The organism is Micromonospora sp. WMMC264 (assembly GCF_027497275.1).
Taxonomy (GTDB): domain Bacteria; phylum Actinomycetota; class Actinomycetes; order Mycobacteriales; family Micromonosporaceae; genus Micromonospora; species Micromonospora chalcea.
The window spans coordinates 3279388-3294645 of record NZ_CP114907.1 but is presented as its reverse complement, the minus strand read 5'-3'; the positions used below and the strand labels follow the sequence as shown (position 1 = coordinate 3294645).

The window sequence follows — 15258 nt, the reverse complement described above, 5'->3', positions numbered from 1 at the left end:
CGAGCTGTTGTCGGCCCGGTCTCGCTGGAGCGTGACGTGGCACCGGTTGAGCCATGCCACCTGGTGGAGTTACGGCACAGGTCGTCGATTGGACCGGTAGCGTCGGTCGGAACCCTCTTCGAGCGGGTGCCGTTGCGGATGTGTTCGACCTCGTGCCGGCTTGGTCACGTTTCTCGTAGCCGAGGTGCTCGGTCATCTCCTCGTTCAACGCCACCTTGAGGAGCGCGATACGGCGCTCTGTTCAACCCAGTGGGTAAGGCGCCAGCTGCACGGCAATTACATTGAGCCCTTTTCATCCTGTTTAGCGGTTGGCTTCGACGTGGTGCAGAACGAGGATGGCCTGCACGATCGGGGTTGCTCGCCGTGGGCAGCAGCGCAGCTTGTTCAGGATTTTCCAGGTCTTGAGGGTGGCGATCGCGCGTTCGCCCCGGGCGCGGATCTTCGCGTGGGCGAGGTTCACGGTCTTCTCCCGGCGTGACAGCTTCGGCCGGAAGCGGCGTCGCTTGAACGGGGGTGCGCACGCTGCCACGGGCGCCCTGGTAGCCCTTATCGGCGAAGGTCATCACGTCTGCCGTGGTCAGCGCCTCGATGATGCCGTGGGTTCGGGCTGCGGTCAGGTCGTGGACCGAACCGGGCAGCGCCGGCGAAGCCCAGACGAGCCGGCCAGCGGCATCGGCGATGACCTGCACGTTCACGCCGTGATGCTTGTGTTTCCCGGAGTAGTACGGCTTCTGGTCAGCGACCCGGTCGATCGGAATCAGGGTGCCGTCCAAGATCGCGTACGCCAGCCGGCGGATCCGTTCCATGGCGGTGGCCAGGTCGTTGGCGGCCGTCGCGAGCAGGGATATGGCTTCCTGCACGTAGCGCCAGGCGGTGGCGACGCCGATCTGGAAGCCGGCCGCGAGTCGGGTGTAGGTGTCGCCGTTGCGCAGGTGAGCCAGAGTCAGTAGCGCCTGCCGGCCGGGGTCGAGGCGTCGCCACCGGGAGCCGCGCTGCTTGCGGTGGCCGCGGATGCGTTCGGCGAGGTGGTTCAGGGTGCGGCTGGACAACGGAATCGTGGCGGGGTAGGACAGCATGGCGAGGCTCCCGGTCGGGGCTTCGAGTCTTGGTCGACAGCTGTCCTACCTGGAGCCTCGCACCCATCGATCACCGAGCCTGCCACACCCGCCTTGAGCTGCAAGACCAGCTTGGAAAGGGCTCAGTGATCAGTCGGCTTCCTCGTCAGCTTCGGCCAGAAGTTGCGCGGCGTGGGTTGCCGCCCAGGACTCGGCAGCCGTGAACGCTGCCTTGAGGTCCGGATCTGTCTCAGTGCTTGCTGCCTGTGCGGCGGCCGCGCGGGTCTTGTTGAGCTCGTCGGACACGCCGTTCGAGTATCCCCATGAGCGGAGCGTCATGGCGTCCGAGATGTCGGCGAGCGCACGCGTCGGCAGATCGTCGTTCACGCGGCGCGCCCTGACGAGAATGGCCCTGGCCAAGTCAAGATGGTGCAGAGGCCACGTGGCGACGTCTCGGAGTGCCGACACCATGTCCTTGAGTGCGGCATCGTCGAGCCTATCGACGGCGGCGGCGAGATGTTGAGCCTGAGCGGTCGTCATGCCATCCCCCATGGCGATGGAGACGACAATTGATGCGTGCGCGGCTTCGCCGTGATGAGCGCGGTCGACCATCCAGTGCGCGAGCGCCTCGGCGTTTCGGCCGAAGGCGCCCGCGAAGCCGTCGACGTCTGTCGGCAAGCGGCCGCCGTCGCCGTGCAGGTTCTGAAGATGGTCTAGAACCAGGCGTGGGTAAGTGAGTGCAATGCCGGCGGCGATCTGCTGAACGGTGTAATCGTCCCAGCCTGCGTAGTTGATCAATTCGAGGATTGCTGATGCGTCCTCTTTGCTGAGGGTCTGGCCCCAGCTGAGCCCGGCGTAGCCGCATGCGCTCTCCAGTGCGTTTGTTAGCGCGTGCGGTGAAGCTTGTTCGCTGAGCAGAAGGCGGGCCGTGGCGGCCGGCGCGGTAGCGAGCAACTTGTGGCTGCCCATCATGTACCGGTTGCGTAGCTCAGGCTCGGCTTCCGCTATGCCCTCGCGGTGGATCTTCACGAAGGGTGCCCCGCGGTCCGTCCAGGCATACGTGGCGAAGGCGTTGCCGATGGCCAGGCGCACCTCCATGCGGTAGCTCGAAGCGTCAGCCAGCCAAGCGAGTAAACCGGTCTCGTCGTAGTCGGCCCAGGCATCCAGCAGCTGGTGCAGACTCTGGTCGAGGACCGACGCCGGTCCGTCGGCGATCTCCCGAACCACGTGAGGGAGGAGATCGGATCTCTGCTTGCCGAACTCCCGCCAGACGCCCCACAGCGTAGGTGGCCTAGGTGCGGCCAGCTCGACCTCTACCGCGCGGGCGCGGAGCGTACGCACCAACGCAGGGATGCTGTAGGACGTAAGCCTCGTGACGACCTGCGCGACTGTATGCTCCTGCATCGCAATCCGCTCCTCGATCCTGACTCGGAGCTGTTCGCGGTGTTCTGCATCGATCTCGTCCTGCCGCATACCGGCTTCACGGGCGGCTCGCGCTTCTTCCGCCGCCCGTAGCTTATTGAGCGTTGCAACCGTCACTCCGCGCCGGGTCGGGAAGCCTCGGAACGTGCTGAGGAGGACGTCTGCCAGGTCGTCGTCCCGGTTGTCGAGCGACGTCACGAGAGTCAGAGCAGCATGGCGAACACGTACCGATCGAGCATGCTCGGCTGTCCAGCCAATCTCGTGGCGGATCAATCGGCGGACCACGGCACTGCCGGTGGAAACAGCCGCCCTCTCCAAGGTCGTCAGCGTGGCGAGATCATCCTCTTCCCAGTCCAGGACCTCTTTCCTGGTTACTTCCCGGTTGGCCGGACCTGCCGGTTGACGGACCGCTGTGCCGAGAAGGCGAATAGCCTCCCCGGCTCGGCGCAGGTCGGTCCCGCTTGCTTGTCGGAGAAGAGTCGATCGGATCGAGTCCCGGATCGGGCGTGCCCAGGCCGCCGAGACGGCGTACGGGCGAAGTGAGATGCGTCGGCGGGTTTCTGCGACGGTCCGGGTGCCATCCTTTGCCAGCAGGGGACGTAGCGCGAACATCGGCGTCGCGTGCTGCGGGTCGGTCGCCTGAGCGAGTTGCTTGTCGATCCACGCCACGATTCGGGAGGGGAACGACGGGTCTAACATGTCGCCGATGCTCGCGAGCTGGTCCTTGATGACCCGGGCAGCATGGCCCGGGTGCTGGTTTGGCGGCCGTGAGTCATCGCGGTGTAGCGACCAGAGCGCGTCGAGGACCGTTTCGAGCGTCTCTGGGGCGCTGGCAGCGCACTGCCCGTACAGCTCGGGCATGAGCCAGAGAACGTGCCGTGAGTCCTCGACTCGGTAGAAGAACGGGTGGGCGGCTACAGCGTCGGGGACCGGTCGGTCATGCTCCTGCAACCGGACCCGGAGTTCCTCCAGCACTGTCAGGAACGGAACTGGCAGGGTGGTCGCCAGGTTCCGAAGCCCACGAAGCGCTCGATGTAACTCGACGGGTTCGGCAATGCGGAGCCGGTCCGCCACCGACTCCCAGATCGGCCCGATGACCGATGGCCCGTGCCGTCGAACGAGCCGCCAGTCGAGTTCCGCGAGCGTGGTCACGAGCCGGTTGTCGGAAGGGCTACCGAAGGCCTCCCAGAGTTGTTGAGCGAAGCCGGTCGCGTGGCGCCCGACCGCGGCCTCGGTCTCCAAGATCTCGTCTGCAAGCACGTCGGGGACTACGCGGGTCAGTCCGCTGCGCGTCACTAGGACGCCGCGATCTTGCAAGCTTTGGCAGAGGCGCAGCAGGTCGCCCGTGTCCAAGTCGATGAATCGGGCGATGTCTGTGCGCAGTGTGTCGTCGGTGTCGTCGATGGGGCTGAGAGCCGCGAAGACGGCGAGTGCTCGTCGTACGGTGCGGTTTGGTAGGCCTTCCAGCTCGCCGGTGGCAACCTCTTGGTACCGGGCGAGAACCTGCTGGCGAAGGGCGTCATCGGCCTTCAGGGGCGCTGTCAACCGGCCGCTACGGATCAGGTTGATGCCGATGACCGCCACGTGCGGAGAGTCAACGGCTTGGCCGGCGAAGTACTCCTGCGCCGCTAGGGTCAGGTCGAGGTCATCGGCGATGCTCGCGACCAGCTTGCGTGCGTCCCGCCAACTCAGCTCCTCGACCGGGATTGTCTCGACCTGAGCCGGCGCAAACCGGGCGTTGATGATCTCGGCCTGCACGGCGGCAACCCCAGACGCCCGGGAGCCGAGGACAACCTGCGTGCTCTCCGTCAGGCGCGTGTAGGTAAGTAGCGCTGCGAGGGCGGCCGGGTCACGGTGTGCGTCGTCCACCAGTACCACGGCCGGCGTGTGCGGAAGCTCGTCGATTGCCCCCTGGTCAAGGCTGCGTCCGGGCGAAAGGCAGACGACCGGAACCTGCGGGTTGGCCTGCTCGAACTCTGCCAATGCTTCAGTGAGCAAACGGGTCTTGCCGCGGCCTCCAGGGCCGGCGACAACGACGACCGTCGGGAAGTCCGCTGATCGGTCGAGTGCAGTCCGAAGCGCGGCGAGCTCCGCGTCACGTCCGATGAGGGGTCCACGGTCGTTGAGCAGCGCGTCCTCCTTCATGCGATCTGCGGCAAAGGTGTCGATACTGAGAAATGCGTCGGTGCCGGGCACACCAAGAAGGAACTGCCGGGTCGGCCGGTCCCACGTCGCATCAAGGACGTCCCGTCGCTTATGCAAAGGGAGGTCGTCCAACATGCGTCCAAGGGCGCGCTGATCAAGTAGCTGCCAGTCGGGGTGCTTCTTGATCTCCCTTCTGGCGTCGCGCGATGCCTCGCCAGAGAAGACCAGGTAGTACTCGTCAGCCTGAAAGGTGCAGACGCGCACGACTTCCCGGACGTCTGCCGGCGTCAGCTTGTCGTATCGCTTGCACTGCCAAGCGGCGGTCTTTCCGTCGCTGTAGTCACCTTCGAAGTCGATGCCGTCCTGGGAGTCGCCTCGCCGGCCCCAACGCTCTACCCGGGTTATCCGACGAGCCGAGCCCGGACAGAACCGGTTCGCACTGAGCAGACGCTCGGTAAAGTCCTCGAACTCGTACTCGGAGAGGCTGGGGGTCGGGGGCAACCGGGGATTCTTCCCCGGCAGCGGACCATTCGCAGGCATCGGCCCCCTCCCACGCTGCGTAGCATGATTTTCTGGCGATATCGACATCTCTGGCTCGAAGCAGGATATCCCTTGCCAAGGTTGCCGCCTGCTCGCGGTGCGATGCGGTGACGGGCTGGCGGCGGGGTCGCTTCAACGGAGATGGAGCGCTGCTGCATGCCACGTACAAGATCCCTTCCTCGGGTCCGAATCCGAAGATGGGTTCCGAACGACTACAGGTCCGATCTCGGCCTGCCCTTTCACACGTCCCAACCGAGCTTGTCCAGTGCTCGCCTCGCCAAGCGGCGCCGGTTCGACCATGAAACGTCGTAGCTGTCGACGTCGGAAGCGCCGACGGTCCCCACCCGGGCAGCAGCAATTAACTCGATGTCAGACGCAGCCGCAGTATCGTCAGGCGCCGGCACCACCTTGATGCACCGCTCCGTCCGGAAGTTGTCGATCTCCCACCGGGCTGACCCGTAGAGAACCTTGATGATCTTCGAAAAGGTCATGCCCGTCTTGCTGCCACCAACAGCGGCGCGTCTACTCCCAGCCGCACAAGTCAGACACCGTCACGACTTTGCCGGGGTCCTGAGGGTAGCCGTTCTGGTGCCTCGGCCTCGTCGGCGCCGACCCGCAGCCCAGTCTGCCGCGCGGTCGCGCGAACTATTCGGTGTACCCGCAGGCTGGGAGGGCAGTGCCTCGAAGCCATCCGGCACGCCCTATTCCTCGGCGCCACCGGAAGCACCAGCCTTGCACCGGCTCCACACCCCACGTCTAACGACGGCCCGAGAGGCGAGCAGCGGTGTAGCAATAATTGTCATTCTGTGGGCCATCGCCCAGTAGTCGCTCTCGCGACGGCGTTCCGCGGTAGTCATGGAGGGTCTGGCGTCACCGTCGGCGCATGATCGCGTAGACCATCCTGCTGCTCGCGAACTCGGAGATTGTGATCAGTTCCCAGCCGAATCGCTCCAGCACCTCTGCGGCGGCGACGGCCTGCGTGACCTGGTCACCGCCCACGCCGCGATGCGACAGGACGGTGAGAAGCCGGTACGGGTAGACGCGCAGGTCGACACTGCCGCCGAGGACCGCGTCGGTGGTGACCGTTCTGGTGCGGGCGATCTGCTCCGGTGTCTCACGGGCGGCCATACGTGAACCCTAGTCGTCGCTTGCGCGGACAGTCGCGTTCGGTGACAGCGGGTATGTTCGGGTCGTGTCTACCTCGGTCCGTCTCCCGGCCGTCGCCGCTGCCGTCCTGCTCGCCGTGGCGGTGGCTGGCTGTGACAACGCCGATGATGGTCCAATCGCGGCGCCTACCCCGCCATCTGCCTCGGCTACCGGCGTCACGGCCAGCCCGACAGCACCTGCCGAACCGGCGTACACCGCGGATGGGCTGGACCTGTGCGCGAGGACGGATGTGAAGGTCGTGGCGGACCTGGCGCCCGAGGTGACGCGCGAAGATCCGCGGCCGCCGCTGGCTCGGCCCGGTGCCGCCTGCCTGTTCGAGATGCGAACGAAGGCTGGCTACCAGGCGAATCTTCGGGTCGAGGCGTCGACGCTTGCAACGGCCGACGAGGCGCGGCAGCTGTATCGCGGGACGCGGCGGGCTACGGGGATGACGCCCGCCGGAGTTGTGCCAGGGGTGGGGGAGGAGGCGGAGGCTTTCACCAAGCGGTCGACCCCGGGGTTCAAGTACGCCGAGTACATGGTGCACGCGCGTACCGGCAACCTGGTGGTGAAGGTGTGGCTCGCCGTCGGCGGCGAGTCTTACGTTGCGAACTCGGCGCTGGCGGAGAAGTCGTTGACGATTCTGCGGGCCACGCAAGCGGCGGTGCCGACGGCCTGAGCGGCCTTGGCTCGTCCCCCCGAGACCACTGCCTTTTGGCGTGAACGCCCACGCTTGCCGGGTAGCGCACGCTGTGGCCTCTGGAGAGGGGCGCCTCGTGCTGGGTCAGTCCCGAACGGCTTGCGGCCACTGGCTTCCGGGTAGCTTCGAGTAGTCACCGACCTGGGTGGCGATGTCCCGGATGTTGCCGAGGGCGTCCATGAAGCGCTGCCCGACGGTGAGCAGGGTGTTGAGGCCGGCGCTGACGAGGTCACCGACCGATTTGGCGAGGGTGGAGATGGCCCAGGGGATGTCGATGACGGTGCTGGCCTCGGTGGCGGCCTGCGCCAACTTGCCGGCGAGTCCGGTGACGATCTTGGCCAGCTCGACGGCGTAATCGACGTTCGAGCGGGCGATCTTGAACAGCCATTGGCTGATGAACTCGGCCTTCAGCACCGACTCGTCGATCGCGGCTTTCTGCTTGGTGGCCTTGGCGTTGTAGGCGATCGCCGCGTCACCGCTCCACTTGGCGATGTTGTCGCTGCGCGGCTCGGTGGCGGTGAACGACAACTCGGAGACGGGAGTCTTGACGTCGTTGACCCACCGGAAGCTGACGTTGATCAGCGACAGCACCGGCACCTGGCGTTCCAGCGCGTGGTCGACCTGGTCGAGCAGCGTGGTCATGGCCCGGCGGGTGGCGTCGAGGTTCTGCTTGATCCACCACAGTCCGGCGGGTCCGAGAAGCCACCTGTGCTCGTTGACGCGTTCCACGATGTCGTTGAAGGAGCCGACGGCTCGGTCGATGCCGGAGCGGATCTGGTCGAACGCCTTGTTGAACGGCTCGCCGTACTCAAGGTCTCTGCTTGCGGGCTGCACCTGCACTGCCTTCCATAATCATGCGCGGTAGATCTTGTCGAGGTCCAGGGAGACGACCTCGTCGGCCCGGTCGTACTCGTCAGCGATGCGCCGCAGCGTCGCGCCGATCTGATCGAACTCCGTGACGGCACCGCTCAGGATCCGCACCATGAACGTGTGGAAGTCCCGGTAGGAGCCGGCGTGCAGGACCACGCTCGCGTCGCCGATGAAGAACGCGGACGGCTCGAGATGCAGCTGTTCGGCGGCTGTCTTGACCGCCGCGATGCTGTCGGACATCGCCAGCCACTTCTTGCCCTCGTCGCGCAGCGCGTCGGTGATGACCTCCAGGTCCTTCATCGTCGCGCCTCCGTCTCTCCGGGACGGGCGAGCTCGTAGGTCCGGAAGAGTGATCGAGCCTCGAACCGGAGTTGTTCGGTGTCCATGCCGGCGACGCGCGCCGTGTCTGAGGTGATCGCCGTGATGCCCGCGCCGCGCAGGTGAAGCGTCAGGCATCCGTGCGGACTGGAGATCGTCCGTTGCTCGGGCTGCTCCGGTGCGTGGGACAGTCGGGCGAGTTCGGCGTCGATTTGGTGCAGGGCGCCCCACGTGCGCTGCAGCCAGAGGGCCTGGTCGAGTTCGGGCTCCGTGCTGGTAGCTGGCGGCTGTGGTGGTCGAGCCAGGGCGGGCTGGTCTGGCTGCAACTCCTCGAGTGCGGTGGTTTCGAGGAGGCTCCCCAGCGCGCAGGTGTATGCCTCGTAGACGGCATCCCCGATACGGGTCACACCGGCCTGGCGTCGCCAGTCGCGGCTGATCGTCACGTCGTCCACTTGTCCGGCTCTGGTGAGGAGCAGGCTGACAGACGCTGTGCGGTCCTGGCCGGAGTGGAGCCTCGGCGCGGACCGGGTAGCGGACTCGTCGACAGCTTGCGCGGCGTTCGTGCGCAGTGCGTCGTCGTCGCCGAGGAAGTCGAGGTTCGCCAAGGACAGCCGAACGTTGGCTCTGTCTCCGAACATCAGCCTCAGCCCCCGCGAGATGGCCAACGCATACGGTGATTTGCTCGTTACGGCGCAGGGGACACCGTACGGGAAACGCGAGAACCTATGGGGGTGGGTCACTCGGCTGGCCTTGAGGCAGTCTTGGTAGCCCTTGCGCCAGAGGCCGAGGATGGACTGGGCATGGATGCGACGCTGACCGCCAGGGTGGCAGCGGGTGTGCCGGCGGCGGTAGGCGGGGAGGGAACGGCGGTGGATGCCCGTATGCGGTGGAGGCTGGCCGTCCCGCTGATCGGCCTGAGCCTGCTGATGGTCATCCCCGCCATCGCTGGCACCTGGGTGTTCTGGTTCGAGTTCGGGAACACGTATCGGGCGCTGAGCGTCGTCGTCTGTGTGCTGTTGCTGGCTCAGTTGGGACTCGCGGTATCGATCGGCGTCCGGCCGACACGGGACGTGCCCTCGCTGCGGATCGGGTTGATCGCGCTCGCGTTCGTGCTGGCCTGCGGAGTCGCCGCCGTCCGCAGGTCCCTTTGACCGCTCCCACAAGGGTGGGCTGCGGCGCGAGGCGGGGATTGGAATTGGCCGCAGTTGCGTCACACGGCCGGCCTGCCGTCTTCTGTTTGCGACGGTGGTTCGTGCAGGCGTGGACGGGCCGTTGCTGGTTATGCGGGATGGCCGTTGCTGGTCCAGGTGATCGCGATGGTGGTGTGTGGGCGGGGGATCAGTAGTCGCCGGTGGTTGGTGGGGCTGGGTGCGGTGCCGGTGGGGTAGACGGCGATGTGCGGGCTGGGTTGGTGTCGGTGGTGGCGGTCCCAGGCGGCGATGAGGTCGAGCATGTGGCCGGTGAGTGTGGTGGCGTGGGGTCCGTAGCCGTGGGTGCCGAACTGCCAGGTGGTGTGGTCGAGTTGGCGGGTGGCGAGGTAGGCGATGCTGTCGGCGGTGAGCAGGGCTGGGCAGGCCACCCAGTTCTGCGGTGCCAGGTCGGCGGTGCGTTGCCGGTTGACGGCGAGCAGACCGTGAGGGTGGGGTTGGCTGGCCAGCCACAGGTGCAGGGTGTCGAACGGGGTCGCCGGTGGGGTGGTGACCGGTGACCAGGCGTCGTGACGCGGTCCGTCGAGGGCGGCGGGCAGCGCGCGGAGATCCAGGGCCTCGGTGACAGGGTCGTCGATGAATACGGTGACGTCGTCGCCGCGTAGGTGGTGTGGTGTGACGGGGTTGGCGCCGGCGCCTTGCATCGGGACGAAGCCGCAGACGAGGGCATTGGTGGCGACGAGGTGTACGCCGTCGCGGACGAGGGTGAGGCAGCGGGTGTGGCCTCGCATCCGCAGCGGGGCGACGAGGACGCCGTCGGGGGCGAGCTGGTCGGTCCAGGCGGGTGGGATGTCGCTGGTCTCGACGGTGACGATGATGGCGTCGTACGGGGCGGCCGCCGCCCAGCCTTCGTCCGCGTCGGCGTGCACCGCTGCAACGTGCGGGTAGCTGGCGGTGTCGAGGGCGGTGCGGGCGTGGGCGGTGACGGCGGGGTCGATGTCGATGCTGGTGACCGTGCCGTGTGGGCCGACGACCTCGGCGATGAGCGCGGCGTTGTAGCCGCCGGATCCGACCTCCAGCACGCGTGCGCCGGGTTGAAGGTGGGCGGCGTGCAGCATGGCGGCTTGGAGCCACGGCGCTGAGATCGAACTGGTCGCCTTGCCGTCCGGGCCGCGGCGGGTGACCACGACGTCGTCGGCGTACGCGGCCTCGACACTGATTCCCGAGGGCGTGAACAGGTGGCGGGGGACCCGTCTGAAGGCCGCTTCCACGGCCGGTGAGGTGATCGCACCGTCGGCGAGCAGCTTGTCGACCAGTCGAGCGCGAGCCGTCTCCGTGAGCTCGGTGTCGAGCGGATCGGCCATCGTTGGCTCCCTGCGGTTCGGGCGCTCAGCGCGCGAGTTCATCCCTGACTTGGGTGGGCCGAGATCCTGGGGCGTGGGGTGACCTTGTCCAGCCTGCCGGTTGTCAAGACTGCCGGGCCCTTGGCGGTGGCTCACGGCCTTGAGCTATGCGCCCGTGGGCTCGGTGGATCGCCCAGTCGCCGGTCCATTGGGCGAGGTCCTGTACCCAGCGCTCGGTGTTGTGTCGGGCCTTGGTCGCCCATTTCGCGGCGTTGGCCGAGGCGAAGTGGTTGAGCACGTCAGCGCTTGTGGCGGTCCAGGCCGGGAATTGCCCGAGCCAGTCTTCGGCTTGGTCGGCGGTGTGGCCGCTGCCGATCAGCCATTGGACGAGTAGTGCGAGTTCGACCCAGGCAGCTGCTTTGGTGGCCCAGGCCCAGTCGACGATGCGCAGGCCGTGCGGTGTGATGATCAGGTTGGTCGGGTTGAGGTCGGAGTGCACGAGTGTCCCGCCGTGCATCGCCGGGTGCGTGAACCCGAGCCGGCCGGCAGGGGTGAACCACCGATCGCCCGGCGCCGGCGTCTGCTGAAGGTCTTTCAGGGCGGCGGTGAGCAGGTCGAGATCGGGGCTGTCGGGGGATAGGTCGGGGTGGGGGCCGGCGAGATGCTCGGTTCCCACAACCAGCCAGCCATCGGCCTCGAAGTGCCACCGCAGCGCCGGCGGGTACCGGTCGACGGCTTGGGTGACGGCCAGCTCGTAGCGCAGCGACTGGACGGCCCATTCGCCGCAGGCCGCTTTGACGAAGACCGGTCCGGACGGGGCGGTGACGGTCGAGGCGATCTGTGCGTGGTTGCCGTCGGGTGCCGGGGATGCCTCGAACGCTCCACCGACCTGGTCGGTGATCCTGGTGATCACGCTGCGGGGCAGGGTCGTCCAGTCGCTGCGCATCAGGTTCTCCTGTTACCGGCCGGGTTGCGGCGGGTTCGGCGGACAGCAGGACTCGGCCTCACCGCCCCAGAATTCCATGTCGATCTGGTAGCCGGTGTCGTGCAACGCCGCGAGGGTGTAGGTGATGGCGGTGCCGTCTCGCATGGCTTCGGTCAGGATCGGCCGGTGGTGCACGTAGTGGCCGGCGATCTGGTGGCAGGCGGCGGTGTAGGGCTCGCTGATCTGCAGGAGGGCGTGCCAGACGGCGTCGACCGGTCGGGTGGGCACGACCCGGTAGGACTCGCCGGTTGGCAGGAGCATCCCGAAGTCGGGCTTGCCGGCCTGGCTGGCGTGGGCCTTCAGGAAGACCAGGAATTGCCCGACCGCGCGCTCGGCGTAGGTGTGGCTTACCTCCTGCCGGGCGGCGAAGTAGCGGGTCAGCTTGTCGAACACCTCGGTCGACACGAGCGTGCGCGGGTCGTGTGCGACGGTCGTGACGGGTTTGTCTGCGGTGATGCTCAAGGTTCCTCCTTGATCGCGAACGGGGATGAGCGCGCATCACGTCGCCGTCGGGGCGGTGATGCGAGCGTTTGTCGTGCGGTGATGTAGAGGGGACGTCGCGGCCAGCCGTCGCGGAGGTCCTCTCACCAGCGGCAGGCTGCGGTGTTTGCTCACTGCTGCTTCAGGATTGATCTTCGGAATGGGCCCCAGGCCACGAAGCGGTCGAACATCTCCTGCGGGCTCGGCCCGTCGTGGGGGTTGAGGTGGAACAGGTCACGCATCGCCTCGAACATCAACCCGCTGAGGTAGATCGAGAGCGCAGGGAGAGCCGATTCGTACTCCACTTTCAACAGCAGCCGGGCCTGCGGGCACGGCCACGCCTGACCGCATGCCCGGCATGCCCACGTCGGCCGCAGAGGGGTGTGAGGAGGCGTTGTCTCCGTGCGGTAGCGCGGCCGATCTGGCGTCGGGCCGGCGCCCGGCGTCTGCAACTGCGACGACATCACCGACAGCTCCTGGGTGCTCGCACCTGCCACTCCTGGCAGGGTTGCTCGATCGGGCCCGTTCGACGGCCAGAGCCGGCCCACGTTCGTAGATCCATGAGGAAGTACCTCTTTCCTTCGCCGTTGTCGGTAGGCGGTGGCGATGATTCGGTGGCCTGGTGCTGCAGTGGCTACGCGTCGCAGCTCGGGTGACCCCTGCTGCTGATCGCGCCTGCGACGGTGGAGGTTGGTGGCCGGCCGGTCAGGGTCCGACGGGGCGCCGGCGTAGGTGGTGTGGCCGCGTTCGAGGATGAGGACGTACGAGAACAGGCCCGCCCGCCGGCCGGTCAGCCGCTCGTGCACGGCGAGGACCTCGCCGCCTTGCGGGTCCACCAGGAGCTGCGAGATGGATCCGTCGGCGGTGACGGCGAACGTCAGGCCGGTGCAGCCGACGAGGTCGTTGCTCTGGCCGCGGTCGGTGATGCCGGGGATGTCGGCGATGACACGCAGGCTCGTCGTCCGCAGGTCCTGGTTGAGGTACTGGCTGCTCACGAGCGCGACGACACCGCGGATGAGCATCCGCGAATAGGCGAGGTCGGTGGCCAGTTCTCGGGGCGCTACCGCCCCGGCCAGCACGTCCGTGTCTTCCAGGAGTGCTTCGGGCAGGTATGGGTGCAAGCCGCCGGGCAGGTGCTCGTTCGTCTTCCTCGGCGCCTCGCCGGGTGTGGTGTCGACGGGGTCGGCGAGGGCGGTGAGCCGCTGCCACGGGGTCAAACCTGGCCCGGCGGCGCTGGGGTGCGTGGTGGCGGATCGGCTGCCGGCGACCGTGGGCGCGGTCGACGCGGGCCTCGGATGGCCGGGGGAGCTGGCGAAGCAGTCGGCGAGCAGGACGCTGCCGACCAGGTTCACCGCCAGGCGGGTGGGGACCGTCGACGGGAGCATCACGGTGTCGGGGGTTCCTTCCTCGTGGTTAGCGGTAGATGGCGGTGGCGAGGTCGCCGACTGCGGCGTCGACGGCGGTAGTGATGTCGCGCACCGGCCGGTGGTGTTGGTCGGCGATGGCGCGCAGCTGGGCGGCGACGGTGGTGGTGTCGTCGTGGAGATAGAGGTGGTCGGTGAGGTTGAGGGCGACGACGAGTCCGGCGAGGGCGGCGGTGTGGTTGTCGGGTTGCTCGCGGCCGTCGGCGAGGTAGCGCAGGCGAGCGCGCGCGATGACGGGCCACCGGGTGTGGGTGGGCAGGTAGGTGTCGGCGCGGATCAGTCCGCCGAGTCGGCGGTGGCTGGTGTGGCGGAGGATCCCTGCGGCGTGCAGGCCGGCGCGGGTGCGTTCGTAGAGGTCGTCGGCGAACCCGCGCAGCCAGTGGCGCAGCGGTGGGGCGGGCCGGGTGTGGCGCAGGCTGGTGAGGGCGGCATCGGTAATGAGGTCGCCGACGGGCCGATCGAGGTGCAGCCGAACCCGCTGCTCCCCAACCTGGCCGTGGCAGTCGAGGGTGGTGCGGCCGGTGAGGACGAGGTCGATGAGGACGGCGCCGGCGAGACCGAGGGCCAAGGCTTGGCGGTGGATGTGGGGTTGGCCGGTGTCGTCGTTGTGGGCGAGCAGGTACAGCTCATCACGCAGCGGCAGCCCGGGCACCGAAGCGGTCATCGCTGCCCCAGGGTGAGGCCGCGGAGCCGGGCGTGGGCGTCTGCGTAGGCGGGCTGCGGCTGAGGGAGGTGGGCCTTGTCGATCGCAGCCAAAACCGTGTAGTTGGGGTCGCAGACGTTGCCGATCGGCGCCCGGCCGGCTTGGGAAATGAGCTGGTAGGCGTCAAGGGTGTCCAGCCCGCACAGGTCGGCGGTCCAGGTGGTGAGGTCCTGGTGGGCAATGCGGTAGGCGTCCTCGAGTGGTCGGGCGCAGCCGACGGACATGATCGCGGTGTCGCTTTCAAGCCGCGGCCACGCGGTGGGAAGGCCGCCCTTGATGACCTCGACGGCGAGGGTGGTGACGGTGGCGATCTCCACCGCGACCCCGCACGCCTCGCCCTCGCCTTGGCGGGCGTGTCCGTCACCGAGGGCGAGGAGCGCACCGTGGACGTTGACGCCGAGGTAGAGGGTGCTGCCGGCGCGCAGTTGCGGGGTGTCGAGGTTCCCGCCGTAGTAGTCCGGGACGATCGTGGCGCGGACTTGCATCGCGGCGGGGGCGACGCCGATCGTGCCGATCATCGGATCCAACGGCAGCTCAACCCTGTGGCCACTGGTGGTCGCGCGGTACCGCACGACGCCAGCGGTGGGGTCGATGTCGTAGACCCAGACGCGCTCGTCGAGGGGTGGCTGGAGGGTCGCGGTATGCGGGGTCGAGGTCAGCGCCCCGAAGTACGGGAACGTCGCGGACACACCCCACTCCCGGGCCGGAACGATCGAGGCGATGTGGACGGCGAGGGTGTCGCCGGGTTCGGCGTCCTCGACGAAGAACGGCCCCGACACCGGATTCAGATACGGCATCGCACACACCTGCGACGGCAGATCCGCCAGCCCTCGCACCCGTCCGCCGAAGCAGTCCTCGGTATGCACGCTGAACACGTCACCAGAGCGCACATGCGCCACCGGAATCCGCCCGCCGAAGGTGTAGGCCAACTCGTCACGCGCCGGCCGATACGTGAAGTGACTTCCGGAAGACATCGTGG

The 15258-nt window shown here is 67.6% G+C and carries 14 protein-coding genes and 1 pseudogene; 2 read left to right on the top strand and 13 right to left on the bottom strand.

Annotation, left to right across the window (positions count from 1 at the left end):
• Positions 1-301: 301 nt before the first annotated feature.
• From O7542_RS13960 to O7542_RS13945, 4 genes and pseudogenes are all read right to left on the bottom strand, one after another.
• A pseudogene (locus O7542_RS13960) lies at positions 302-1076 on the bottom strand (transposase family protein).
• Between the two features lie 129 nt (positions 1077-1205).
• Positions 1206-5123: a restriction endonuclease gene (locus O7542_RS13955; RefSeq protein WP_281606399.1), complete on the bottom strand. Its 3918-nt coding sequence runs from the start codon at positions 5121-5123 to the stop codon at positions 1206-1208.
• A gap of 278 nt (positions 5124-5401) precedes the next feature.
• Positions 5402-5653: a hypothetical protein gene (locus O7542_RS13950; protein ID WP_281606398.1), complete on the bottom strand. Its 252-nt coding sequence runs from the start codon at positions 5651-5653 to the stop codon at positions 5402-5404.
• A gap of 379 nt (positions 5654-6032) precedes the next feature.
• Positions 6033-6290 carry a transcriptional regulator gene (locus tag O7542_RS13945; RefSeq protein ID WP_069089447.1) on the bottom strand — a complete coding sequence of 86 codons (258 nt, stop codon included), beginning with the start codon at positions 6288-6290 and terminating at the stop codon, positions 6033-6035.
• Between the two features lie 64 nt (positions 6291-6354).
• Here O7542_RS13945 and O7542_RS13940 point away from each other — a divergent pair, with 64 nt between their 5' ends.
• Complete coding sequence (locus O7542_RS13940) at positions 6355-6987, top strand: hypothetical protein (protein WP_281606397.1); 633 nt, start codon at positions 6355-6357, stop codon at positions 6985-6987.
• A gap of 105 nt (positions 6988-7092) precedes the next feature.
• On the opposite strand, the gene O7542_RS13935 is transcribed toward O7542_RS13940, so the two are convergent.
• From O7542_RS13935 to O7542_RS13925, 3 genes are read right to left on the bottom strand one after another with little or no spacing between them, the layout of a single operon-like run.
• Positions 7093-7842, bottom strand: coding sequence for a hypothetical protein (locus O7542_RS13935; protein WP_281606396.1), 750 nt, complete (start codon positions 7840-7842; stop codon positions 7093-7095).
• Between the two features lie 18 nt (positions 7843-7860).
• On the bottom strand, positions 7861-8178 hold the full coding sequence (locus O7542_RS13930; protein ID WP_262013705.1) for a hypothetical protein: 318 nt from the start codon (positions 8176-8178) through the stop codon (positions 7861-7863).
• The gene (locus O7542_RS13925; RefSeq protein ID WP_281606395.1) at positions 8175-8801 is read right to left on the bottom strand and encodes a hypothetical protein; all 627 of its coding nucleotides are present in this window, start codon (positions 8799-8801) and stop codon (positions 8175-8177) included. Before O7542_RS13925 ends, O7542_RS13930 begins: the two co-directional genes overlap by 4 nt.
• Positions 8802-8996: 195 nt before the next feature.
• Here O7542_RS13925 and O7542_RS13920 point away from each other — a divergent pair, with 195 nt between their 5' ends.
• Entirely contained in the window at positions 8997-9347 is a 351-nt protein-coding gene (locus O7542_RS13920) for a hypothetical protein (protein WP_281606394.1), read from the top strand.
• A 128-nt stretch (positions 9348-9475) separates the two neighbouring features.
• On the opposite strand, the gene fxlM is transcribed toward O7542_RS13920, so the two are convergent.
• The 6 genes from fxlM to O7542_RS13890 form a co-directional block, all read right to left on the bottom strand.
• Positions 9476-10708, bottom strand: coding sequence for a methyltransferase, FxLD system (gene fxlM / locus O7542_RS13915; protein ID WP_281606393.1), 1233 nt, complete (start codon positions 10706-10708; stop codon positions 9476-9478).
• A gap of 103 nt (positions 10709-10811) precedes the next feature.
• Positions 10812-11633, bottom strand: coding sequence for an aminoglycoside phosphotransferase (locus tag O7542_RS13910; protein WP_281606392.1), 822 nt, complete (start codon positions 11631-11633; stop codon positions 10812-10814).
• A 12-nt stretch (positions 11634-11645) separates the two neighbouring features.
• Positions 11646-12134 (bottom strand): hypothetical protein, encoded by a 489-nt coding sequence (locus O7542_RS13905; protein WP_281606391.1) that lies wholly within the window; start codon positions 12132-12134, stop codon positions 11646-11648.
• Positions 12135-12283: 149 nt separating this feature from the next.
• Positions 12284-12616 carry a hypothetical protein gene (locus O7542_RS13900; RefSeq protein ID WP_281606471.1) on the bottom strand — a complete coding sequence of 111 codons (333 nt, stop codon included), beginning with the start codon at positions 12614-12616 and terminating at the stop codon, positions 12284-12286.
• 949 nt (positions 12617-13565) lie between these two features.
• Entirely contained in the window at positions 13566-14240 is a 675-nt protein-coding gene (locus tag O7542_RS13895) for a GPP34 family phosphoprotein (RefSeq protein WP_281606390.1), read from the bottom strand.
• The gene (locus tag O7542_RS13890) at positions 14237-15253 is read right to left on the bottom strand and encodes an acetamidase/formamidase family protein (RefSeq protein ID WP_281606470.1); all 1017 of its coding nucleotides are present in this window, start codon (positions 15251-15253) and stop codon (positions 14237-14239) included. The genes O7542_RS13895 and O7542_RS13890 overlap by 4 nt, the downstream gene beginning before the upstream one ends.
• Positions 15254-15258: the final 5 nt, after the last annotated feature.

Coding starts and splice junctions, on each gene's coding strand:
- O7542_RS13950 (WP_281606398.1), bottom strand. CDS start 5,653: ATGACCTTTTCGAAGATCATCAAGGTTCTCTACGGGTCAGCCCGGTGG.
- O7542_RS13945 (WP_069089447.1), bottom strand. CDS start 6,290: ATGGCCGCCCGTGAGACACCGGAGCAGATCGCCCGCACCAGAACGGTC.
- O7542_RS13930 (WP_262013705.1), bottom strand. CDS start 8,178: ATGAAGGACCTGGAGGTCATCACCGACGCGCTGCGCGACGAGGGCAAG.
- O7542_RS13920 (WP_281606394.1), top strand. CDS start 8,997: ATGGATGCGACGCTGACCGCCAGGGTGGCAGCGGGTGTGCCGGCGGCG.
- fxlM (WP_281606393.1), bottom strand. CDS start 10,708: ATGGCCGATCCGCTCGACACCGAGCTCACGGAGACGGCTCGCGCTCGA.
- O7542_RS13910 (WP_281606392.1), bottom strand. CDS start 11,633: ATGCGCAGCGACTGGACGACCCTGCCCCGCAGCGTGATCACCAGGATC.
- O7542_RS13900 (WP_281606471.1), bottom strand. CDS start 12,616: ATGTCGTCGCAGTTGCAGACGCCGGGCGCCGGCCCGACGCCAGATCGG.
- O7542_RS13895 (WP_281606390.1), bottom strand. CDS start 14,240: ATGACCGCTTCGGTGCCCGGGCTGCCGCTGCGTGATGAGCTGTACCTG.
- O7542_RS13890 (WP_281606470.1), bottom strand. CDS start 15,253: ATGTCTTCCGGAAGTCACTTCACGTATCGGCCGGCGCGTGACGAGTTG.